Annotated in this window: 20 protein-coding genes; 9 read left to right on the top strand and 11 right to left on the bottom strand. The window is 71.2% G+C overall.

Annotated features, from left to right (window positions below):
• Positions 1–10: 10 nt before the first annotated feature.
• The 4 genes from phbB to KO353_RS16490 all read right to left on the bottom strand — a co-directional run bounded on the left by phbB (position 11) and on the right by KO353_RS16490 (position 3,838).
• On the bottom strand, positions 11–733 hold the full coding sequence (gene phbB / locus KO353_RS10435) for an acetoacetyl-CoA reductase (protein WP_218284624.1): 723 nt from the start codon (positions 731–733) through the stop codon (positions 11–13).
• Positions 734–1,001: 268 nt separating this feature from the next.
• Positions 1,002–2,177: an acetyl-CoA C-acetyltransferase gene (locus tag KO353_RS10430; RefSeq protein ID WP_218284623.1), complete on the bottom strand. Its 1,176-nt coding sequence runs from the start codon at positions 2,175–2,177 to the stop codon at positions 1,002–1,004.
• A gap of 100 nt (positions 2,178–2,277) precedes the next feature.
• Complete coding sequence (locus KO353_RS10425) at positions 2,278–3,420, bottom strand: alpha/beta fold hydrolase (protein ID WP_235691800.1); 1,143 nt, start codon at positions 3,418–3,420, stop codon at positions 2,278–2,280.
• Positions 3,326–3,838, bottom strand: a complete 513-nt coding sequence (locus KO353_RS16490) for a hypothetical protein (RefSeq protein ID WP_235691799.1) — start codon at positions 3,836–3,838, stop codon at positions 3,326–3,328. The genes KO353_RS10425 and KO353_RS16490 overlap by 95 nt, the downstream gene beginning before the upstream one ends.
• 161 nt (positions 3,839–3,999) lie before the next feature.
• On the opposite strand from KO353_RS16490, the gene phaR reads away from it, so the two are divergent.
• Positions 4,000–4,632 carry a polyhydroxyalkanoate synthesis repressor PhaR gene (phaR, locus tag KO353_RS10420; RefSeq protein WP_218284621.1) on the top strand — a complete coding sequence of 211 codons (633 nt, stop codon included), beginning with the start codon at positions 4,000–4,002 and terminating at the stop codon, positions 4,630–4,632.
• Positions 4,633–4,740: 108 nt separating this feature from the next.
• Here phaR and KO353_RS10415 read toward each other — a convergent pair whose 3' ends face one another.
• Genes KO353_RS10415 through argH form a run of 4 tightly spaced genes read right to left on the bottom strand, consistent with a single transcriptional unit; the run spans position 4,741 to position 10,370 of the window.
• Positions 4,741–7,347: a TIGR02302 family protein gene (locus tag KO353_RS10415; RefSeq protein ID WP_218284620.1), complete on the bottom strand. Its 2,607-nt coding sequence runs from the start codon at positions 7,345–7,347 to the stop codon at positions 4,741–4,743.
• A 13-nt stretch (positions 7,348–7,360) separates the two neighbouring features.
• Positions 7,361–8,734, bottom strand: a complete 1,374-nt coding sequence (lysA, locus tag KO353_RS10410) for a diaminopimelate decarboxylase (RefSeq protein WP_218284619.1) — start codon at positions 8,732–8,734, stop codon at positions 7,361–7,363.
• A complete protein-coding gene (gene lptM, locus KO353_RS17075; RefSeq protein ID WP_218287451.1) occupies positions 8,731–8,940 on the bottom strand; it encodes an LPS translocon maturation chaperone LptM in 210 nt (69 codons plus the stop codon). Before lptM ends, lysA begins: the two co-directional genes overlap by 4 nt.
• On the bottom strand, positions 8,937–10,370 hold the full coding sequence (gene argH / locus KO353_RS10400) for an argininosuccinate lyase (protein WP_218284618.1): 1,434 nt from the start codon (positions 10,368–10,370) through the stop codon (positions 8,937–8,939). Before argH ends, lptM begins: the two co-directional genes overlap by 4 nt.
• Here argH and KO353_RS10395 point away from each other — a divergent pair.
• Positions 10,369–10,953, top strand: a complete 585-nt coding sequence (locus tag KO353_RS10395; protein ID WP_235691797.1) for a TlpA family protein disulfide reductase — start codon at positions 10,369–10,371, stop codon at positions 10,951–10,953. The genes argH and KO353_RS10395 overlap by 2 nt on opposite strands.
• A 108-nt stretch (positions 10,954–11,061) precedes the next feature.
• On the opposite strand, the gene KO353_RS10390 is transcribed toward KO353_RS10395, so the two are convergent.
• The 3 genes from KO353_RS10390 to KO353_RS10380 are packed head-to-tail and all read right to left on the bottom strand — an operon-like array spanning position 11,062 to position 14,004.
• The gene (locus KO353_RS10390) at positions 11,062–11,949 is read right to left on the bottom strand and encodes a prephenate/arogenate dehydrogenase family protein (protein WP_218284617.1); all 888 of its coding nucleotides are present in this window, start codon (positions 11,947–11,949) and stop codon (positions 11,062–11,064) included.
• Complete coding sequence (gene hisC, locus KO353_RS10385; protein WP_407928191.1) at positions 11,942–13,054, bottom strand: histidinol-phosphate transaminase; 1,113 nt, start codon at positions 13,052–13,054, stop codon at positions 11,942–11,944. Before hisC ends, KO353_RS10390 begins: the two co-directional genes overlap by 8 nt.
• Positions 13,055–13,059: 5 nt before the next feature.
• Positions 13,060–14,004, bottom strand: a complete 945-nt coding sequence (locus KO353_RS10380; RefSeq protein ID WP_218284614.1) for a chorismate mutase — start codon at positions 14,002–14,004, stop codon at positions 13,060–13,062.
• Between the two features lie 94 nt (positions 14,005–14,098).
• Between KO353_RS10380 and metX the strand changes: the two genes are divergently transcribed.
• The 7 genes from metX to KO353_RS10345 all read left to right on the top strand — a co-directional run bounded on the left by metX (position 14,099) and on the right by KO353_RS10345 (position 20,762).
• On the top strand, positions 14,099–15,265 hold the full coding sequence (metX, locus tag KO353_RS10375) for a homoserine O-acetyltransferase MetX (protein WP_218284612.1): 1,167 nt from the start codon (positions 14,099–14,101) through the stop codon (positions 15,263–15,265).
• The gene (gene metW / locus KO353_RS10370) at positions 15,258–15,902 is read left to right on the top strand and encodes a methionine biosynthesis protein MetW (protein WP_268906174.1); all 645 of its coding nucleotides are present in this window, start codon (positions 15,258–15,260) and stop codon (positions 15,900–15,902) included. The genes metX and metW overlap by 8 nt, the downstream gene beginning before the upstream one ends.
• A 135-nt stretch (positions 15,903–16,037) precedes the next feature.
• Positions 16,038–16,409, top strand: coding sequence for a hypothetical protein (locus tag KO353_RS10365; protein WP_218284611.1), 372 nt, complete (start codon positions 16,038–16,040; stop codon positions 16,407–16,409).
• The gene (locus KO353_RS10360) at positions 16,406–16,993 is read left to right on the top strand and encodes a nucleoside 2-deoxyribosyltransferase (RefSeq protein ID WP_268906236.1); all 588 of its coding nucleotides are present in this window, start codon (positions 16,406–16,408) and stop codon (positions 16,991–16,993) included. The genes KO353_RS10365 and KO353_RS10360 overlap by 4 nt, the downstream gene beginning before the upstream one ends.
• A gap of 122 nt (positions 16,994–17,115) precedes the next feature.
• Positions 17,116–18,156 carry an amino acid ABC transporter substrate-binding protein gene (locus KO353_RS10355; protein WP_218284609.1) on the top strand — a complete coding sequence of 347 codons (1,041 nt, stop codon included), beginning with the start codon at positions 17,116–17,118 and terminating at the stop codon, positions 18,154–18,156.
• A gap of 302 nt (positions 18,157–18,458) precedes the next feature.
• Positions 18,459–19,481 carry an amino acid ABC transporter substrate-binding protein gene (locus KO353_RS10350; RefSeq protein ID WP_218284608.1) on the top strand — a complete coding sequence of 341 codons (1,023 nt, stop codon included), beginning with the start codon at positions 18,459–18,461 and terminating at the stop codon, positions 19,479–19,481.
• Positions 19,482–19,553: 72 nt separating this feature from the next.
• Entirely contained in the window at positions 19,554–20,762 is a 1,209-nt protein-coding gene (locus KO353_RS10345) for an amino acid ABC transporter permease (protein ID WP_218284607.1), read from the top strand.
• The last annotated feature ends 2 nt before the right edge of the window (positions 20,763–20,764 follow it).

Genomic DNA, 20,764 nt, shown 5'->3' with positions numbered 1-20,764 from the left:
CCGAAGCGCGTCAGTACATGTGCTGGCCGCCGTTCGCCGAAAGCGTCGAGCCGGTGATGAAGGAGGCCTCGTCGGCGGTGAGGAACGCCACGCAGCGGGCAATGTCCTCGACAGTGCCGAGCCGGCCGACCGGGATCTTGGCGATGATCTTCTCGAGCACGTCCGCGGGCACGGCACGGACCATGTCGGTGTCGATATAGCCGGGGGCGACGGCGTTCACGGTGATGCCCGCGCGCGCCCCCTCGAGCGCGAGCGCCTTGGTGAAGCCGTGGATGCCCGACTTCGCGGCGGCGTAGTTCACCTGGCCGTACTGCCCGGCCTGGCCGTTGATCGAGCCGATGTTGACGATGCGGCCGAACTTGCGCGCCACCATCCCGTCCCAGACGAGCTTGCACATGTTGAAGCAGGAGCCGAGATTGGTGTCGATCACGGCGTCCCACATCTCGCGCGTCATCCGCCGCATCGTCGCATCCCGAGTGATGCCGGCGTTGTTGACGAGGATCTCGATCGGGCCGACCTCGGCCTCGATCTGCGCCACCGCCGCCTTGCACGCCTCGAAATCGGCGACGTCGAACTTGTACACCTTGCAGCCCGTCTCGGCAGCGAAGGCGGCCGCCGCCGCGTCGTTTCCGGCATAAGAAGCGACGACCCGTCGCCCCTGGGCGATCAGCGCCTTCGAGATCCCGGCACCGATGCCGCGGGTGCCGCCGGTGACGAGTGCGACGCGTGCCATGTGACGATGTCCTCCCCTCAGGTTCGATTCCCGGCACCTTGGCGGCGCCCTGCCTCATCCGCGCGCAACAGTCGCGCGGGAGAGAGCGGGCCACAAGAGGGCATCACGCCGAGGCGTGGAGCCGAGACGACCAGCTCAGCGAACAGCCGGTGACGCGCTTGGAGAGCTGCCGCCGTGAGGTCCGGCCCGCCCCCCGGGCTCGAGCGGCGATGGGCGCGCGCGCCGACGCGCCCGGGTGGCCCCGCGGCGGCTTGTGCCGTGCGCCGCCTCAGCCGCGCTCGACGCACATGGCGATTCCCATGCCGCCGCCGATGCAGAGTGTGGCGAGCCCCTTCTTCGCGCCGCGGCGCGCCATCTCGTAGAGCAGCGTCGTCAGCACCCGCGCGCCGGAGGCGCCGATCGGGTGGCCGAGCGCGATCGCCCCGCCATTGACGTTCACCTTCGCTGGATCCCAGCCGAGGTCCTTGTTCACCGCGCAGGCCTGGGCCGCGAAGGCCTCGTTCGCCTCGACGAGGTCGAGATCGTCGATCTTCCACCCGGCCTTCTTCAAGGCCGCCCGCGAGGCGGGAATGGGGCCGGTGCCCATGATCGCGGGGTCGACCCCCACGGTCGCCCACGAGACGATGCGCGCGAGCGGCGTGATGCCGCGGCGCTCCGCCTCCGCCGCGCTCATCAGCACCACCGCGGCCGCACCGTCATTGATACCGGAGGCGTTTCCGGCGGTGACGGTTCCGTCCTTGGCGAAGGCGGGCCGGAGCTTGGCGAGCACCTCGAGCGTCGTGTCGGGCTTGGGGTGCTCGTCGGTGTCGACCACCACCTCGCCCTTGCGGGTTTTCACCGTCACCGGAACGATCTCGTCGCGGAACCGCCCGGCCGCCATCGCTTCCGCCGCCTTGCGCTGGCTCTGGTAGGCGAACTCGTCCTGCTGCTCGCGGGTGATCTGCCACTGCCGGGCCACGTTCTCGGCGGTGTTGCCCATATGGTAGCCGTTGAAGGCGTCCCACAACCCGTCCTTGATCATGGTGTCGACCATCTGGAAGTCGCCCATCTTCACGCCCGCGCGGAGCTGGGCGCAGTGCGGCGCCTGCGTCATGCTCTCCATCCCGCCGGCGACGACAATCGCGGCATCGCCGGTGCGGATCGCCTGGTAGCCGAGGGCGACGCTGCGCAGGCCCGAGCCGCAGAGCTGGTTGATGCCGTAGGCCGTGCGCTCCTGCGGCACGCCGGCCAGCATGGCGGCTTGGCGGGCGGGGTTCTGGCCCGCCCCGGCGGCGAGGATCTGCCCCATCACCACCTCGTCGACCTCCTCGGCGGCCACCTTCGCCCGCTCGAGCGCGCCCTTGATCGCGACTGCGCCGAGCGCATGGGCGGGAAGGCTTGCAAACGCGCCGTTGAAGGCGCCGACGGGCGTGCGGGCGGCGGAGGCGATCACGACATCGGTCATCGTGCGGTCCCTTTTTCGTTGGGAGATGTGCTCGCTCAGGGGAGGCGTGTTCCTCACCGACAGAGTGCACCCGCCATGACGCAGTGCACAAGGGCGGTGGCTACAGCCCGGACATCCAGGACGCGAAGGGACGCCACAGCGCCGCCTCTGCCCCGGAGCCGGCCACCATCCCGATATGCCCCGAACACGGCTCGTGCAGCACCGCTTTGGGAATCAGCCGCGCGAGCGGCCGCGCCCCCTCCGGCAACACGATCCGATCACGCCCGGGGACCGCGACGAACGCCGGGACGGCGAGCGCACGAGGATCGACCGGCAGCCCCGCCACGTTCCAGGCAAGGCGGGCGGGCTCGTTCCGCCCGTACCAGCCGCCCAGGCACTCGCGAGCGATCGGCGCGGCAAGCGGCACGCCGTCCGCGAGCCAATCCTCGAGCGCGACGAACAGCCGGGCGCGCGCGCTGTCCTGGGCGAGCCTGCCGAAGGCGCGATACTTCGCCGCCACGCCATAGGGGTCGAGAGCGGTGAACAGAACCTGAAGCGCATCGACCGGAAGCGCGTCGTGGAACGCCATCAGCGGCTCGAAGAGCGGCAGGAGCGAGGCGGCGACCCGCGCCCGCGCAGGGTCGCCGGCGTGGAAGTCCCACGGGGTTGCAAGCGCGGCGAAGGCACGCACGAGCTCCGGCCGGCGCAGCGCCGAGGCGAGCGCCAAGAGCCCTCCCATGCAGTAGCCGACCATTACCACGCGCTCACCCGCGATCGCGGCCGCCGCGACGAGGGCGCGCTCGAGCCGGCCGGCGATCACGTCGGTGAGGCCGAAACGCCGTTCCGCCTCGCCGGGCCAGCCCCAGTCGAGCAGGAGCGGCCGCATCCCGCGCGCGGCGAGCCAGCGGAGGAAGCTCGCCTCCTCCATCAGGTCGAGCACATAGGCGCGGTTGATCAGCGAGGGGACGACGAGCAGCACCGGCCCGGCGGCACGGTCGGGTGCGGTCGCGCCGTAGTCGAGAAGACGCGAGCCGCCCTCGGCCCAGACGACGGGAGGATCGGCGAGCGCGCGGGCGTAGGGGTGGCGTCGATAGGCGGCGATGCCGGCGATCAGGGCGGCGTCCTGCCGCAGGAGTTCGGCGAACACCGCCGCCGGCAGCGCGGCCGGCTCAAGCCCCTCGGCGCCGATCGCCTCGACGACGCGCGCCGCCCGCGCCGCCGCCGTGGCGCTCCTCCAGCTCCGCGAGCCGGCGCTCGATGGCATCGAGACGATCGAGAATGCGCTCGAGCAGGCGCTGTGACGGAGCCACGCCAGGATCAGATGCAGGATCACCGGCCGCGGGCCGCGGCGACGGAGCGGCGCCGGCGCCCCTGGTCGTAGCGCCGAACCAGAACTCTCGCCCGGCCCCGGCGTCGCCTCCCGGACGGAAGCGCTCATCGGCCACACCACGCGGCAGGGCACCAAGGCCCGCCGCGGCAAGGCCTGCCCAGAGGGCGGCGAGCCGCGCCCAGGTCTCGGCCGTCTCCGGCTCGGCCGCCAGAGCGGCGAGTTCGCTCTGCCAGAGCTCGATCCAGTCCCGCGCGAGCGACGAAAGGTCTGGGCCGAACGGCGCCTCGCGTTCGCCGCCGCCCCCGCCGCCACCTTCCGCACCGCTCGTCTTCTGGCCGTTGCCGCCGTCCATCACCCTCGCCCATTGCGGGGAGAGACATTAGAGAAGCCCGGAAGCCCCAGGAACCCTGGCCTGAGCCGCCCCGTTTCCTCCAACGGCCGAGAATAATGCGCCGCGGCAAGGCGGCCGTGCTAGCATGCAGTGCAACACGGTTGAGGAAACGGGGAACTTCCATGGCAGAGCCCGCCCCCGCCGCCGAGGCGGTGACCAAGGAACCGGGAGCGCAGGCGGCGGACACACCTTCACCCGTGGTGGTGAAGAAGTATGCGAACCGACGTCTCTACAACACCGAGGCCTCGTCCTACGTCACGCTCGATCATCTCGCCCAGATGGTGAAGGACGGGCGCGAGTTCGTGGTCTATGACGCCAAGACGGGCGAGGACATCACCCGCCAGGTGCTGACGCAGATCATCGTCGAGGAGGAAGCCAAGGGGTCGAACCTGTTGCCGATCAGCTTCCTGCGCCAACTGATCAGCTTCTACGGCGACAGTCTCCAGGGCCTCGTGCCGCGCTATCTCGAGCACGCGATGGCCGCCTTCGCCCGCCAGCAGGAGCAGTTCCGGCGGGCCATGCAGCAGACGATGGAGGGCTTTTTCCCCTTTTCGATGGAGGAGGTGGGCAAGCAGAACATGGCGATGCTGGAGCGCGCGTTCAGCCTGTTCGCCCCGTTCTATCGCCCGCCGTCGGCGCAAGGGGCGGAGCCGCCCGCCCAGGCCCAGGACGAGGCAGCCCAGCTCGCCAAGCTGAAGGCCGAGCTCGAGGCGCTGCGGGAAGAGCTCGCTCGTCTGACCAAGCCCAAGGTGTGAGCCTGAGGAAACGTCAGCCGAAGCGGCAGAGCCGCGACCGGAGTTGCCGACGCAGGATGGTCGGCGCGCAGGCGGCCTGAGGCACCCGGGGCGCACCGGCGTGACCGGTCAGAACCGCCTGAGAAGCCGGTCGATGTAGTCGAGTTCCTGCTGCGGCCGTTCGCGCTCGCCGGCGCGCCGGCGCAACTCCTCCTGGATCTCGCGGGCGCGCTGCAGCTCCATCTCGGTGGGAACCACGACATCGGAGCCCTCGTCGCGGCCGCCCACACTGTCGCGCCTCGGCCGCCCGAGCGGGTCTCGCCCCTCGCCCATCTGCCGCCCCTCGCCCGAGGTCTCTCCGCCCTGGTCGGTGTTGTCGCCGCCCGGCTCGCCCTCGCCGTCGCCGCTCTCCATCAGGCCCATGCGATTGGCCATCTGGTTCTGCATCTCGCGCGCGCCCTGCTGCAGGGCTTCGATCGCCCTTTGCTGGGCCGCCTGGGCGCCCGCGTCGTTGCCCTGGCGAAGCGCCTCGACGGCATCGCGCATCGCCCTGTCGGCACGGCCGAGCGGCTCGGGAACCTCGCCCGCGAAGTCGCCGAACTGTTGCATCAGCTCGCCGAGCGCCCGGCGCAGCGCCTGCTGCTGGCGCGCGTCCTGCTCGGCCTGCTGCCCCGGCTGACGGGTCTGTTCCTGCGCCTGCGGCTGGCCGCGCTGCTGCCCGCGCTGCTGGGGGCGCTGCCGTTCCCGTTCCTGGGCGCGCTGGTGGCTTCGGTCCATCAGGCTGCCCTGCCGCTGCAGCATGTCGTTCACCGCGCCCATCATCTGCTGGCCCTGCTCGCGCTGCTGGGCCCGCTCGGGACTCTCCATCCGGGCCGTCCGCCCCTGCCTGAGCGCCTCGAGCGCCCGCTCGAGCTCGGCGAGCTGCTGGCGCATCCGCTCGAGGTCGCCCTGGCGGGCGGCCTGTTGCATCTCGCGTGCCATGCGCTGTAGGTCACGCTGGTCGAGCACCCGGGCGTTGCGGTCGAAGGGCAGGGTCTCGACGCCGTCGCGACGCATCGCCTCGGCAAGCGCCTCAAGGTAGCGCTGCATCGCCTCCTCGAGCTGCCGCGACAGACGCTCGAGTTCCTGCCGGTCGATCGGCTCGCCGCGCTCGGCGCGCTCGAGCGCCTCGCGCAGCTCCTCGCGCGCGGCATTCAGGGCCCGCAGCGTCCGGTCACGCCCGCCCTCCTCGAGCCGGATCGCGAGCTCCCACAGGAGGTCCTGAACCTCCTCGACGGCCTCGGGGCGTCGGTCGCGGAGGAGGCGTGACCGCGCAGCACGCAGGCCGAGGAACACGGTGAGGTCGTCGTCGAATGCCTCCGGAGCGGCCGAAAGCCGGTCGAGCTCGCGGGCATGGGCGTTGCGCTCCGCGGGGGCAAGCGTCATGCGCTTGCGCAACGCCACCAGCGCCTGGGCGACCGGATGGGTGAACGCCCGCTCGGGAAGCTCGACGGTCATCGTCTCCGACCAGCCGACCTGGTCCGCCCCGTCGCGCGCCTCGAGCGTGACCTGCACGGTGAGCCCCGCCCAGGGGTGGGCGGTCAGATCAGGCTGCGCCGTGCCGCGTAGGCTGCGCGTGTTCTCGCCCGGCGCGGCGAGCGGCACCCTGGCCGGGGGAAGCTCGGGCCGAGCCGGCAGAGCGAGGAGCGCCGCGACGGAGGCCACGCCGTAGTCGTCCCGCGCCTCGTAGGCGAGCCTCAGCTGCGGGCTGCGCGGCGCCGGGGCCGGCGGGGAGAGGAAGGCGACCGTTGGCGGCTGATCGGCGATCACCCGGATCGGCCAGGAGGCGAGGATCGCTCCGTCACGGGTGACCGCGAGCCGTGCCCCCGCGGCAACCGTCGTCTCGACGGTGTAGGCGGTCTGGTCGATCGCCGCGAAGGCGGTACGGTCCCCGTCGATCACGAGCATCGGCACGCCACCCGCCCCACCCGAGAGGTGCGCTGCGAGTTTCGATCCGGCCGGAACGGGAACCTCGGCCGTCGCGCCCGCCTCGGAACGAAGGAACAGGGGGGGAAGGCCGGTATAGGAGGGCGGGGTCACCCAGACCTCGAGCCGAAGGGGCAGGGGCGCGGCCGGAGGCGCGGCGAGCACAGGGTTGACCGCGGCGGCAAGGCGCGACCGCCACTCCGGCCCGGCCGAGACGAGGGCGGCAACAGCGGCAAGCCCGATGGCCGAGCGAAGCGCCAGCCGGTCGCGCGCGGCGAGCCCGGGATGGGGCACGCCAACCTTCAGCGCGGCGGCCGCGGCGGCGGCACGCGCCTGATGGGCGCGCCAGAGCGCCTCCGTCGCCGGGTCGATCCGGCCGGCTGGGCGATCGGCAAGCACCGTCAGCGGGCGGTGGGTCAGACCAGAGGCCTTCTCGAGGCGCCGATCCCCCTCGCCGCGGTCGGGCAGGCGCCAGCCTCGGAACCCCGCCACGAGGGCGACGCAGAAGCCGCAGGCGAACAGGGCGAGGACGACGAGGTGCAGCCAGCCCGGAAGAAGGGTGAACAGACCGGAGAGAGCGAGCGTGACGAACAGGCCGGCGACGCCGAGCGGTGGCCACAGGGCGGGCCACAGACGCTCCCACAGGAGAGCAGCGCGGGCGAGCAGCCGGCGCCGGGCGAGCCGCGCCGCGACGCGGTGCGTGAGCTCGCCGCTCACGCCGTTGCCGGTTGCGCCTTCCCCCTGCGTCCCACCAGCCCGACGAGCGGTCATCGGCGCGGCCTGCTTACCGCTCGGGCGGCGGCAGGAGCGGGCCGAGCCAGGGGGGCAGGACTTCGCCCGCGCGCATCGCCTCGAAGCTCTGCCTCGGGCGGATCACCGCATCCGCCGTGCCGCTCACCATCACGGCCGCAGCGAGCGGCCGCGCATTGTAGGTGCTGCTCATCACCGCTCCATACGCGCCGGCATCGAGAATGGCGACGAGCTCGCCGGGGCCAAGATCAGGCAGCGGGCGGGCCGAGGCGAAGGTGTCGCCCGTCTCGCACACCGGCCCGACCACATCGGCCGGGGAGAGCGGCGCGCGCCACCGCGCCGGCGTCACCGGAAGGATGCCATGCCACGCATCGTAAAGGGAAGGACGGATCAGGTCGTTCATCGCCGCATCGAGGATCACGAAGCGCCGATGCTCCCCTTGCTTCTGCAGCACCACGCGCGCGAGCAGCACACCGGCCGGCCCGACGATCCAACGGCCCGGTTCGACCACGAGCCTCAGCCCGAGCGCGCCGAGCGTCTCCTTCACCATGGCCGCATAGGCCGACGCCGACGGCACCTCCTCGCCGGCATAGGGGATCCCGAGGCCGCCGCCGATGTCGAGAAGCGCGATCGGCAGCCCGGCGGACCGGACCTCGCGCGCGAGCGCGGCAAGCAAGCTGTAGGCCGAGCGGAATGGGGCGAGCGAGGTGATCTGGCTGCCGATATGCATCGCAAGCCCGACCGGAACGATCCCCGGAAGCGCCGCGGCATGGCTGTAGAGGGCGAGCGCATCGGTGGACGGGATGCCGAACTTGTTCTCGGCAAGTCCGGTGGTGATCTTGGCGTGGGTGCCGGCATCGACGTCGGGGTTGATGCGCAGCGCGACCTTCGCCGTCACCCCCATCCCGCGCGCGATCGCCGAGAGCATCGCGAGCTCCTCCGCGCTCTCGACATTGATCTGCCCGACACCGTCGGCCAGCGCGGCGCGGAGCTCCGCCTCCGTTTTGCCCACCCCGCTGAAGACGATGTCGCGCGGCGCGATCCCGGCCTGGCGGGCGATCCGCCGCTCGCCGTCACTCACCACGTCCGCGCCTGCGCCCTGGCGCGCGAGCTGTGTGACCACCGCAAGCGAGTCGTTGGCTTTGAGCGCGTAGTGGATCCGCGCGTCGAGCCCCGTTTCGGCGAGAGCGACGGACATCGCGCGATAGCGCGTGTGGATGGCGGCAGCCGAATAGACCCAGGTCGGCGTGCCGTGGCTGACGGCGACGCGTGCGAGCGGCACCGCCTCGACCGCGAGCCCGACCGCTGTCAGAGCGAGATGCGGGCGGGCGGCGAGCAGCGAACGGAACCCGGGTGCGCCACGGTCCTCCGACCCGCTGCGGGTCCTCTCCTCAAATCGCGTCCTCATGGCCCTCCCCTCACCCCCCTGCTCGATTGCGGGAACACCGACCCGGGCGGTGGTGCGAGCGGAGGCTCGCCCTCCTCGCGCGGATAGGTGCGCGGGTAGGTGACGGCCGCGTCCGGCCCTGGCGGGACGGGGTCACCCCGCTTGCCGCAGGCTGCCAGGGAAAGGGCGGCGAGGGCAACCGCAACAACGGAGCGCCGCCCGCTCATGCCCCGAGCCTCCGGCGCCATTCCGCCGCCTGCGCAGCCACGTTGGCCGGAGCGGTGCCGCCGTAACAAGTGCGCGAGGCGATCGACTGCTCGACCGTCAGCACGCCGAACACGGCCTCGGTGATGCGCGGCTCGACCGACTGCATCTCCGCAAGCGTCAGCTCCAAGAGATCACACCCCTTCGCCTCGGCCATCGCGACCAGCCGCCCGGTCACGTGGTGGGCGGTGCGGAACGGTAGGTTCAGCGTGCGGACGAGCCAGTCGGCGAGGTCGGTCGCGGTGGCGAAGCCCGCCCCGGCCCAGCGGCGGAGGTTCTCGGGCTCCGGCACCATGTCGCGGACCATTCCGGCAGTCGCGGCAAGCGAGAGCGCGAGGCTGTCGGCCGCATCGAACACCTTCTCCTTGTCCTCCTGCATGTCCTTGCCGTAGGCGAGCGGCAGGCCCTTCATCACCATCGTCAGCGCGACGAAGGCGCCAGTGATCCGCCCGGTCTTGGCGCGCACGAGCTCAGCCGCATCGGGGTTGCGCTTCTGCGGCATGATCGAAGAGCCGGTGGTGAAGGCGTCCGAGAGGCGGATGAACCGCCAGGGCGCGGACATCCAGATCACGATCTCCTCGGCAAGCCTCGAGAGGTGCATCGCGCAGGTCGAGCAGGCGGCGAGGAACTCGAGCGCGAAATCCCGCGCCGAGACGGCGTCGAGGCTGTTCGCCATCGGCCGGTCGAAGCCCAACGCACGCGCCGTCATGTGCCGGTCCACGGGGAAGGATGTGCCGGCGAGAGCGGCCGCACCGAGCGGGCACTCGTTGAGCCGCGCGCGGCAATCGGCGAAGCGGCCGCGGTCGCGCGCGAGCATCTCGAGATAGGCGAGCATGTGGTGGCCGAAGGTGACCGGCTGGCCGATCTGGAGGTGGGTGAAGCCCGGCATCGGCAGGGCATGGTGACGCTCGGCCTGCTCGAGCAGGGCGCGCATCAGATCGGCGATCTGCCGGTCGAGCGCATCGATCGCATCCCGCACCCAGAGCCGGAGGTCGAGCGCCACCTGGTCGTTTCGGCTTCTCGCCGTATGCAGGCGCCGCCCGGCATCGCCGACGAGCTCGGTCAGCCGCGCCTCCACCGCCATGTGGATGTCCTCCTGGGCGGGGTCGAAGACGAAGCGCCCCTCTTCGAGCTCGGCCGCGACCTGATCAAGTCCGCGCGAGATGGCGGCGAAATCGGCCTCGGAGATGATGCCGCAGGCGGCGAGCATGGCCGCGTGCGCCCTGGACCCGGCGATGTCCTGGCGCCACATCCTTTGATCGAACCCGATCGAGGCGTTGATCTCCTGCATGATCGCGGCCGGGCCGCCGGCGAAGCGTCCGCCCCACAGGGCATTCGCGTCGCGGCCGGAGGGTGCGGGATCCTGCGGGGTGGCGGTGGAGGTGTCTGGCATGGCGCGGTCCGGAACGGCGATGGTGGCGGGGCGCAGGGCGCTGCTCGCCGGTGCGGTGACCTCTGCCATGTCCACCTTGTCGGGGCAAGGAAGGGCGGCGCGCCCTGGCGTGCCGGAGCTGTTCGAGCCGCCGCGGCCGCTTCCCGAGTTCGTGTTCACCGATGCCGCGGGGCGCGCCCATGGCGTGGCCGATTTCCGCGGCCAGGTGCTCGTGATCAATCTCTGGGCCACCTGGTGCCCGCCCTGCGTCGCCGAGATGCCGAGGCTCGATCGGCTGCAGGCGATGCTGGCCGGCATCGGCGTGCGCGTGCTCGCGCTCTCGCAGGACCGTGGCGGTGCGCCGGTGGTCGCCCGCTTCTACGAGCAGACGGGGGTGAAGCAGCTCGGCATCTGGCTTGATCCCCGCGGCGCGGCCGCACGCACGCTTGGCGCGCGCGGGCTGCCGACCACGCTCGTCGTCACGCGCGACGGGCGCGAGGCGATGCGTCTCGTGGGCGAGGCGGAATGGGACGCGCCCGGGATGGTGCGGCTGATCCGCGCGATTGCCGAGGCGCCCTACCCGGAGCCCGCGCAGCCAAGCTGACGAGGTCGCCTCGATCGTCTTCCTCGCGTCCTGCGCCCGGCGGCGCTCGGCAACCCGGCTTGCTCGCGCAGAAGCGGCCTTACCGTCGCTCGGTTATCTGGGGCGACCTCAGGCCTGCCTGAGCTCGATCAGGCGACGCCGGATGCGCCGGCCGCGGGCGATCTTGTCCTCGATATAGGAGGCGTCGCCCCAGCGCACCGCGCGCGCCATCGCCGTCATGTCCTCGGTGAAGCGCTGCGCCATCTCGAGCAGCGCCTCGCGGTTGTTGAGAAACACGTCGCGCCACATCTCCGGGTCGGAGGCCGCGATCCGCGTGAAGTCGCGGAAGCCCGAGGCGGCGAAGCGCAGCACCGCCTGGCGGCTCTCCTCCTCGAGGTCGTCTGCCGTGCCGCAGATGGTGAAGGCGATCAGGTGCGGCAGGTGCGAGACGATCGCGAACACCTTGTCGTGGTGCTGAGGCTCCATGATCTCGACCATCGAGCCTGCGTTGCGCCACAGCGTCGCGACCTTCGCGACCGCCGCCTCGTCCGTCCCGGGCGGCGGGGTGAGGATGGCGTAGCGCCCCTCGAACAGGGTCGCGAACCCCGCTTCCGGCCCGGAATGTTCCGTTCCTGCAATTGGGTGCCCGGGAACGAAGTGCGCATGGTCCGGCACGTAGGGGCCGACATCGCGGATCACGCTGCCTTTGGTCGAGCCGACATCGGTCAGCACCGCGTCGCGCGCAAGATGCGGGGCGATCGCGGCGGCAATGTCGGCGAAGGCGCCGACCGGGGCGCAGAGCATCACGCAATCGGCACCCGCGACCGCCGCCGCCGCGGTGTCCTCCACCCGGTCGACGATGCCGAGGCGGCGGACGGTGTCGCGCGTGGCGGCGGACCGCGCGGTTGCCACCACCTCGTCGGCGATGCCGCCCTTCTCCTTCGCCGCACGCGCGAGCGAGGAGCCGATCAGCCCGATCCCGATCAGGGCGAGCCGCCGGAACGGCGCGTCAGGCACGTGCCCGCTCCCCGGCCGTTCCGGACATGAAGGCGGCGACGGCCTCGGCCACCGCCGCCATCTCCTCCCCGGTGCCGATGGTGATCCGCAGGCAGCCTGGCAGGCCATAGCCGCCCATCGGCCGGACGATGATCCCACGCGCGCGGAGCGCGGCATCCGCGGCCGCAGCGTCACGCCCGGCGGCGGCGAAATCGGCGAGCACGAAATTGCCCTCCGTGCCATGCACCGGGATGCCGTGCGCGGCGAGCGCCTCGACAAGCCAGCGGCGCCAGCGGGCGTTGTGCGCGCGCGAGGCCTCGACGTGCCGCACGTCGGCAAGGGCGGCGATCGCCGCCGCCTGGGCCGGGCGCGAGGCGTTGAAGGGCGACCGGATGCGGTTGAGCACATCGACGATCGCCGCCGGAGCATAGGCCCAGCCGAGGCGCAAGCCCCCGAGGCCGTAGATCTTGGAGAAGGTGCGCGTCATCACCGTGTTCGCGCCCGCCTCGTCGACGAGCTCGATCGCGGCGCTGCAGCGCGGGTCGTCGAGATACTCGGCATAGGCCGCATCGAGCACGAGCAGCACATGCTCGGGCAGGCCACGGCGTAGACGCCTCACTTCCTCCCACGGAAGCATCGTGCCGGTCGGGTTGTTCGGGTTGGCGAGCAGGACGAGCGTCGTGCGCGGGCTGACGCAGGCGAGCATCGCGTCGACATCCGCGGTCAACCCCCGCTCCGCCGCCGTCACCACCGTCGAGCCGGCGTAGCGGGCGTAGATCGGATGCATGGCGAAGGCATGCTCGGTGACGATCGTCTCCGTGCCGGGGCCGCCATAGGCCTGGGCGAGCAGGCAGAGGAGATCATCCGACCCGGCGCCGCAGACGATCCGCTCCGGGTCGAGCCCCCACGCGGCTCCGATCGCGGCGCGGAGCTCGGCCGCGCCGCCGTCGGGGTAGCGGTGGATCTCCCCCTTCTCCGCCTCGTAGGCGGCGACAGCCAGCGGGCTCGGCCCCAGCGCCCCCTCGTTCGAGGAGAGCTTGATGACGCGGTTGTGCCCGCCGAGCTTGGCCTCACCGCCGACATAGGCCGCGATCTCGAGGATGCCGGGGCGGGGAACAGGAGGCATGCGGGTCACTCCGGGCTGGGAAGGAAGGCGCTCTCCGGCGGCGGCACCGGCCAAGCGCCGATCACCACCGGCGCCGCGATCGCCGCGCCCCCCTCGACGAGAGCGGCAAGACGCCGGTCATCGGCCTCGACGAGCCCGTCCACCTCGGCAAGGCACGCGACCGGCCCGCGTTCGGGCCGATGCAGCACGAGCCCGCGCAGGCCGAGGCCGGCGGCGGAGAGCCGGTCGGCGATCCGCGCCCGGCTCGCTCCCTCGTCGGCGTGGAAGGCGACGAGGCTCCGGTCGTCGCCCGAGGGCTCCGGCACGATCGGCGCCACCACGAGGGCGGCGGCGCGCGACGCCCCCTCGGCGCGCAGGGTGACGAAGGGGAGCCGCGCGACCACCGACAGCGCCGGCCGCTCCCCGCGCATCAGCGCGAGCCACCACGGGTCATGGGCGCCCTCGGCGTACGGGTCGTCGGCGGGAAGCGGGAGCACCCCCGCCTGCGCCTCGCCTTCGGCCACCGCGTGCAGCACCTGCGCGGTGCTGCGCATCCAGCGGATCGGGGTGACGGTGCCGAACTGCTCCCGCGCCAGAGCGACCGCTCCCGCACCGGGCTCGGGGTTCCAGACCGCGACCGCAAAGGGCCCCTGCATCGCAACGGTCGCGGCGAGCATCTCCCGCCACATCCCGACCACCGCCGGCTTCGGGAGCCGGCCGCGATGCCGGGCGAGCAGGCGCCGCAGGATCTGCGCCTCGCGCGCCGGCCGGTAGGGCGGCCCGCGCTTGAGGCCGGAGGCAGCGAGTTCACCGACGATCGCCGCACGCAGCATCAGCGTGTCGTGCAGAAGATCGTCGAGCCGGTCGATCTCGGCGCGGAGCGCGGCAAGCCGTGCCGCCGGGTCGGCGGGCGCGGCGGCGTCGCCTGAGGCGTTCCTCTCTGGCGTGTCGGTCGGGGCCTCGGGCGGCATGGCGGCGAAGGCATAAAGCAAGCTCCGCAGGTTGCAAGGGCACCCGTCGCCCCCCGCTGTTGCCTCGACCGGGGCTTGCTTCTACTGATGCCGCATGCAGAGGGCCGCGCCTGCGCCGGCGCTCGGGGACGCCGTCGCCCACCAGACCGAGACCTTCGCCGAAGGCCTCAGGCTCGACTGCGGCACGCTCCTGCGCCCGCTCAAAGTCGCCTACCGCACCTACGGCAGGCTGAACGAGAGCCGCTCCAACGCCATCCTGATCTGCCATGCGCTCACCGGCGACCAGTATGTCGCCGAGCGGCACCCGGTCACCGGCAAGCCCGGCTGGTGGGAGATCATGGTCGGCCCCGGCAGGCCGATCGACACCAACCGCTTCTTCGTCATCTGCGCCAATGTGCTCGGCGGCTGCATGGGCTCCTCCGGCCCGCCCTCTGAGATGACCGATGCCGAGGGCCGTCCGCAGGGGCGCCCCTGGGGCACGGCCTTCCCACCCGTCACCATACGCGACATGGTCCGCGCCCAGGCGATGCTGATCGAGCGGCTCGGCATCCCGAAGCTCTTCTCGGTGATCGGCGGCTCAATGGGCGGGATGCAGGTGCTCGAGTGGGCCGCCCTCTTCCCGGGCCGGGTGTTCTCGGCGATCCCGATCGCGACCGCCGCCTGGCACAGCGCGCAGAACATCGCCTTCCACGAGATCGGCCGTCAGGCGATCCACGCCGACCCGAACTTCCACGGCGGCGAGTACTGGCGCCACGGGACCATCCCCGCGCGCGGGCTCGCGGTCGCGCGGATGACCGCGCACATCACCTATCTCTCCGAACAGGCGCTCGCGCGGAAGTTCGGGCGGCGGCTTCGCACCGGCCCGATGCTCACTTTCGACAACGACCTGTTCGAGGTCGAGAGCTATCTCCAGCACCAGGGCAGCACCTTCGTCCAGCGCTTCGATGCGAACTCGTATCTGACCATCACCCGGGCGATGGACTTCTTCGACCTCGCGGCCGAGCATGGCGGGTCTCTCGGCGAGGCCTTCCGTGCCACCCCGGTGCGGTTCTGCGTGATCTCCTTCTCCTCCGACTGGCTGTTCCCGACCGCGATGAGCCGCGAGATCGTGCGCGCGCTGAACGCCGCGGCGGCGAATGTGAGCTTCGTCGAGATCACCTCCGACAAGGGCCACGACGCCTTCCTGCTCGACGAGCCCGACCTGTTCCGCACCGTCTCGGGGTTCCTCAAGGGCGCTGCGGAGCGCTGGTCCCGTGGCTGACGGCGAGCCGAACCTCCGCAGCGGACGGCCGCTGTCCGACCGGCTCGACCTCAGGCTGATCGCCGAGATGGTCGAGCCGCGCTCGCGCGTGCTCGACATCGGCTGCGGCGATGGCGCGCTGCTCGACATCCTCGTGCACGAGCGCGGGGTCGACGGGCGTGGGATCGAGATCGACATGCGCGAGGTCGCCGCCGCCGTGGCCCAGGGGCTCGCCGTCATCCACGCTGACGCCGACACCGACCTCGCCTTCTATCCTGACGCCGCCTTCGACTACGTCATCCTCTCCCGCACGCTGCAGGCCACGGAACGGCCACGCGAGGTTCTGGCGCAGATGCTCAGGATCGGCCGCCGCGCGATCGTCTCCTTCCCGAATTTCGGGCACTGGCGGGTGCGGCTTGCGCTCGTCACCACGGGGCGGATGCCGCGCACGCCCGCGCTCGACCGCCCCTGGTACGACACGCCCAACATCCACCTCTGTACGATCAGCGACTTCTTCGACCTCTGCGCGATGGACGGCTACGTGGTCGAGCGCTGGCTCGGGGTGGACGACCAGGGCAAGCGCACGCCCTGGCGTCGCAACCGCCGGCTCGCCAACCTGTTCGCCGAACAGGGCTTGTTCCTTCTGCGCCGACGCTAGCGGCCGGCGGCAGGGGTCGCGGCGGGGCGGGTGCTGGGCGCGTTCGGTTCGGTTCTGAATGCGGCGAGCGCAACCGCTGGTGGGTTGATGGTTAACGGATCCTTGACGCAGGGTGGAGGGCAAGGAGTTTCCCCCATGGCCAAGATCCGCGAATACCGACGCATCGACTTCGGCACCGACATGATCGCCGAAGCAGTCCGGCTCTGCATCGCCGACCTGATCCGCCTTGAGATGCCGGATGCCGAACTCGAGCACGTGCGCATGGCGGAGGGCGAAGAGGACCTGCCGGAGGAGGCCGTGGTGGTGGCGCGCTGGCGCCGTTCGGGCGGGCAGTGGCGCGACTGCACGATGGACGCCGAGGAGCTGACGGCGGTTCTGATCGGCTGGTGCCGGCTTGCCGGGATCCCGCTTCCCCGAAGCGGCGAGAAGGCGCTCGAGCCGGCGGCCGACGGCGTGACGCTGGTGATCCGCCACAAGGGCCTTGCGCGCAGCGGCGCGCTGCACTGAGCCAATCGGGAGGGACCCTGCTCGACGCCGGCTCAGGACCCCGTCTCCGCCCGCGTGTCTATCTCGCGGGGCCTGAAGTGTTCCTGCCCGACGCGCTCGAAGTGCTCGCCGCCAAGAAACGAATCTGCCTGCCGCTCGGGCTCGAGCCGGTGGCGCCCTTGATCGATACCCCGCCGCCCCCGGCCGCGACAGCCCGCGCCCGGGCCTTCGCCATCGCCGCCGGCAACGAGGCGCTGATCCGGTCCTGCGTGGCGGTGATCGCCAACCTCTCCCCGTTCCGCGGTGTGTCAGCCGATGTCGGAACGGTCTACGAGGTCGGGCTCGCGCGCGGGCTCGGCCTCGCCCTGTTCGCCTATACCTGCGACCCGCGCGACTACGCCGCCCGCGTGCTCGCCGATCCGGACGGGCTCGACATCGAGGATTTCGGCCTCTCCGACAATCTGATGATCGAGGGCGGCATCGCCGGGGCGGGCGGCACCTTCCTGCGCGTCTCCGCCCCTTCGGCCGACCCCTGGCGCGACCTCGGCACGTTCACGGCCTGCGCCCGCGCCGCCGCCGCCGCGCTCGCGGCACGGCCACGCTGAGGCCCAGACGAACCTTGGGTTGCAGCCGGGCCGTTGGCTTGGCACAACCGGTGCGGAGGCGCGGGACAGGCCCGCACCGCGCGCCACCACGGCAAGAACTCGAACCGCACGGGAGAATCGCCATGCACCGTGACCTATCCAAACGGCTCGGGGCGACGGCCCTCGCCGCGGCGCTCTGCCTCGGCCTCGCCGGAACCGCCTCGGCCCAGGCTCCTCAGGCAAACACCTTCGACGTGATCAAGGCTCGCGGCCAGATCGTCTGCGGCGTCAACACGGGCCTTGCCGGCTTCGCCGCGCCCGACAGCCAGGGCGTGTGGCGCGGCCTCGACGTCGATCTCTGCCGCGCCGTCGCCGCCGCCATGTTCGGCGACGCCTCGAAGGTCCGCTTCGTGCCGACCACGGCGCAGCAGCGCTTCACCGCCCTGCAGTCGGGCGAGGTGGACTTGCTCGCACGCAACACCACCTGGACGCTCTCGCGCGACACCTCGCTCGGTTTCAACTTCGTCGGCATCAACTTCTATGATGGCCAGGGCTTCATGGTGAAGCGCAGCCTCGGCCTCAAGAGCGCGAAGGAACTCGACGGCGCAACGATCTGCGTCCAGCCGGGCACCACCACCGAGCTCAACCTCGCCGACTGGTTCCGCGCCAACAATCTCCGTTTCACGCCGGTGGTGATCGAGCGGCTCGAGGAGGTGAACCAGGCCTTCTTCTCCGGCCGCTGCGATGCGTTCACCACCGACGTCTCCGGCCTCGCCGCGGTGCGCTCGACCCAAGGGCCGCGTGCGGAGGAGTACGTGATCCTGCCGGAGGTGATCTCGAAGGAGCCGCTCGGGCCGGTGGTCCGGCACGGTGACAGCCGCTGGGCCGACCTCGTGCGCTGGGTCCATTTCGCGATGGTCGAGGCCGAGGAGCTCGGCCTGACCTCGGCCAACATCGACCAGCACCTCAACAGCCAGAACCCGGCGATCCAGCGCTTCGTGGGCGCCGCTGGAGGGTTGGGCCAGATGCTCGGCGTCGACAACCGCTGGGCTTACAACATCGTCAAGCAGGTCGGGAACTACGGCGAGAGCTACGCCCGGAACGTCACCCCGATCGGCATCCCGCGCGGCCAGAACGAGCTCTGGACCAAAGGCGGGCAGATGTACGCGCCGCCGATGCGCTGAGCGGCGTATGCGCGGACGCCACCCGCCCGAGCGCGGCATCCGCGCGCCGCGCTCGTGTGCAGTCTGCCGCGCAACTGTGCAGACGGGCCGCGTCCTTGGCCGCAGCGGCCCGTTTTGCCGTCTCTTCCGTCCATCAATCCTGTTGAACGGGGCCTGCCGCTGCCCCACAGTGCCTGGGCGATCTGCCGGAGTGCGGTCAAGGAGGCACCGCCACGGCAGCGCGGGTCGCGAACGGGGACCTGTGCGAAGCGGCACGCCCCGCTCGGCTCAAGGGAGTTCTGAGGTCTGGGACGGAGGGGTCGATGCGACACAGCATGCACGCCGGCATCATTGCGGCAGCGTTCACACTTGGCACGGCCGGGTTCGCGGCCGCGCAGCAGGCACCAACGTTCGACGCCGTGAAGGCGCGCGGGGTTCTGAATTGCGGCGTCTCCACGGGCGTGGCCGGGTTCTCGAACCCCGACAGCCAGGGCGTGTGGCGCGGGCTCGACGTCGATGGCTGCCGTGCCGTCGCCGCCGCCATGTTCGGCGACGCCTCGAAGGTCCGTTACATCGGCACGACGAGCCAGAGCCGTTTCCCCGCGCTCCAGTCGGGCGAGGTGGACCTGCTCGTTCGCACCACGACCTGGACGCTCGCCCGCGAGGCGAGCCTCGGCTTCCAGTTCGCCGGCATCAACTTCTATGACGGCCAGGCCTTCATGGTGAAGCGCTCGCTCGGCGTCACCTCGGCCAAGCAGCTCGACGGCGCGACCGTGTGCGTGCAGCCCGGCACCACGACGGAGCTCAACCTCGCCGACTATTTCCGCACCAACCGGATGTCGTTTCGGGCGGTGGTGATCGAGAATGTCGAGGAGATCCGCAACGCCTTCATCTCCGGCCGCTGCGACGTCTACACCAGCGACAGCTCCTCGCTCGCCTCGTTCCGCGCCACCCAGGGGCCGAACGCGGAGCAGTACGTGATGCTGCCCGAGATCATCTCCAAGGAGCCGCTCGGGCCCGTCGTGCGCAAGGGCGACCAGAAGTGGTTCGACCTCGTGCGCTGGACCTTCTTCGCGCAGATCGCCGCCGAGGAGCTCGGCGTCACCTCGGCCAATGTCGACCAGATGCTCCAGAGCCAGAACCCCGAGATCCAGCGCCTGCTCGGCGTGACCGGCGGGCTCGGGCAGATGCTCGGCGTCGACAACCGCTGGGCCTACAACATCATCAAGCAGGTCGGGAATTTCGAGGAGATCTGGGAGCGCAACATCACCCCGATTGGCGTTCCCCGCGGCATCAACGCGCTGTGGACCAAGGGCGGGCTGATGTACGCGCCGCCGATCCGCTGACCGGCAGAAGACACGAGAGGGGAGGCCTCTGTGCCTCCCCCGGACCGCGTTTCCGGAGACACGCGAGACGCGATGCCGAACCAGGCAGCGACCGCAGATCCGCGCTACACCCGCAGGCCGCCTGCGCGCCGCTTCTCCCTTTCGTGGCGCGACCCGAGGGTACGCAACATCTTCTGGCAGGTGGTGATCCTCGGCGTCGTCGGCCTCGCCGTCTGGTGGCTCGCCGTCAACACGATGCGCAACCTCGAGGTGCGGCGGATCGCCACCGGCTTCGGCTTCCTCGAGCGCGAGGCGGGGCTGCCGATCGGCGAGCACCTGATCCCCTATTCCCCGGCGGACACCTATGCCCGCGCCCTGCTCGTGGGCGTGCTCAACACGCTGCGTGTGGCCGTCATCGGCGCGGTGCTCGCGACCCTCCTCGGCACGATCATCGGCATTGCGCGGCTGTCGCGGAACTGGCTGGTCGCGAAGCTCGCCGCCGTCTATGTCGAGGTGCTGCGCGACCTGCCGCTTCTCCTGCAGCTCCTGTTCTGGTACGGGCTGATGCAAGGCCTGCCTGGGCCGCGCCAGGCGCTGAAGCCCCTCGAGGGCGTTTTCCTGTCAAACCGCGGAATCAAGTTCCCCTGGCTCGTGTGGGAGCCTGCCCACTCCGCCGCCCTGCTCGCCCTTGCAGGCGGGCTCGTCGGGACCTGGGCGGTGTCGCGTGCCCTCCGGGCGCGCCAGAACGCGACCGGCCAGCGCACGCCGCTCTGGCCGTTCGCGCTTGCGCTGATCGTCGGCCTTCCGCTCGCCGTCTGGGCGGCGATGGGGGCGCCCTTCACGCTCGACATGCCGGTGCTTCGGGGCTTCAACTTTCAGGGTGGGGCGACCATCAGCCCGGAGTTCGCGGCTCTCCTCTTGGGCCTTGTGCTCTACACGGCGGCCTTCGTCGCCGAGATCGTCCGCGCCGGCATCCAGGCGATCCACCACGGGCAGTGGGAGGCGGCCGGGGCGCTCGGCCTCAAGCGCAGCGACCAGCTCCGACTCGTGATCCTGCCGCAGGCGCTGCGCGTGATCGTGCCGCCGCTGACGAGCCAGTATCTCAACATCACGAAGAACAGTTCGCTTGCGGTCGCGATCGGCTACCAGGACATCGTCTCGGTCGCGAACACGACGATCAACCAGACCGGCCAGGCGATCGAGGGGATCGCCATCATCATGATCGTCTACCTCACGATCAGCCTGTCCATCTCGGCCTTCATGAACTGGTACAACGCGAAGATCGCGTTGAAGGAGCGCTAGGC

Origin of the sequence: Elioraea tepida (assembly GCF_019203965.1) — a bacterium.
Classification (GTDB): domain Bacteria; phylum Pseudomonadota; class Alphaproteobacteria; order Acetobacterales; family Acetobacteraceae; genus Elioraea_A; species Elioraea_A tepida.
Note: the sequence above shows the minus strand (reverse complement) of the source record. Positions and strands in the feature narration are given on the sequence as shown.

Bases quoted from the DNA above. Each gene is read 5' to 3' on its own strand.
- phbB (WP_218284624.1), bottom strand. From the start codon at position 733: ATGGCACGCGTCGCACTCGTCACCGGCGGCACCCGCGGCATCGGTGCC.
- KO353_RS10430 (WP_218284623.1), bottom strand. From the start codon at position 2,177: ATGACCGATGTCGTGATCGCCTCCGCCGCCCGCACGCCCGTCGGCGCC.
- KO353_RS10425 (WP_235691800.1), bottom strand. From the start codon at position 3,420: ATGCCATCGAGCGCCGGCTCGCGGAGCTGGAGGAGCGCCACGGCGGCG.
- KO353_RS16490 (WP_235691799.1), bottom strand. From the start codon at position 3,838: ATGGACGGCGGCAACGGCCAGAAGACGAGCGGTGCGGAAGGTGGCGGC.
- phaR (WP_218284621.1), top strand. From the start codon at position 4,000: ATGGCAGAGCCCGCCCCCGCCGCCGAGGCGGTGACCAAGGAACCGGGA.
- KO353_RS10415 (WP_218284620.1), bottom strand. From the start codon at position 7,347: ATGACCGCTCGTCGGGCTGGTGGGACGCAGGGGGAAGGCGCAACCGGC.
- lysA (WP_218284619.1), bottom strand. From the start codon at position 8,734: ATGAGGACGCGATTTGAGGAGAGGACCCGCAGCGGGTCGGAGGACCGT.
- lptM (WP_218287451.1), bottom strand. From the start codon at position 8,940: ATGAGCGGGCGGCGCTCCGTTGTTGCGGTTGCCCTCGCCGCCCTTTCC.
- KO353_RS10395 (WP_235691797.1), top strand. From the start codon at position 10,369: ATGGCGCGGTCCGGAACGGCGATGGTGGCGGGGCGCAGGGCGCTGCTC.
- argH (WP_218284618.1), bottom strand. From the start codon at position 10,370: ATGCCAGACACCTCCACCGCCACCCCGCAGGATCCCGCACCCTCCGGC.
- hisC (WP_407928191.1), bottom strand. From the start codon at position 13,054: ATGCCTCCTGTTCCCCGCCCCGGCATCCTCGAGATCGCGGCCTATGTC.
- KO353_RS10380 (WP_218284614.1), bottom strand. From the start codon at position 14,004: ATGCCGCCCGAGGCCCCGACCGACACGCCAGAGAGGAACGCCTCAGGC.
- metX (WP_218284612.1), top strand. From the start codon at position 14,099: ATGCAGAGGGCCGCGCCTGCGCCGGCGCTCGGGGACGCCGTCGCCCAC.
- KO353_RS10365 (WP_218284611.1), top strand. From the start codon at position 16,038: ATGGCCAAGATCCGCGAATACCGACGCATCGACTTCGGCACCGACATG.
- KO353_RS10355 (WP_218284609.1), top strand. From the start codon at position 17,116: ATGCACCGTGACCTATCCAAACGGCTCGGGGCGACGGCCCTCGCCGCG.
- KO353_RS10350 (WP_218284608.1), top strand. From the start codon at position 18,459: ATGCGACACAGCATGCACGCCGGCATCATTGCGGCAGCGTTCACACTT.
- KO353_RS10345 (WP_218284607.1), top strand. From the start codon at position 19,554: ATGCCGAACCAGGCAGCGACCGCAGATCCGCGCTACACCCGCAGGCCG.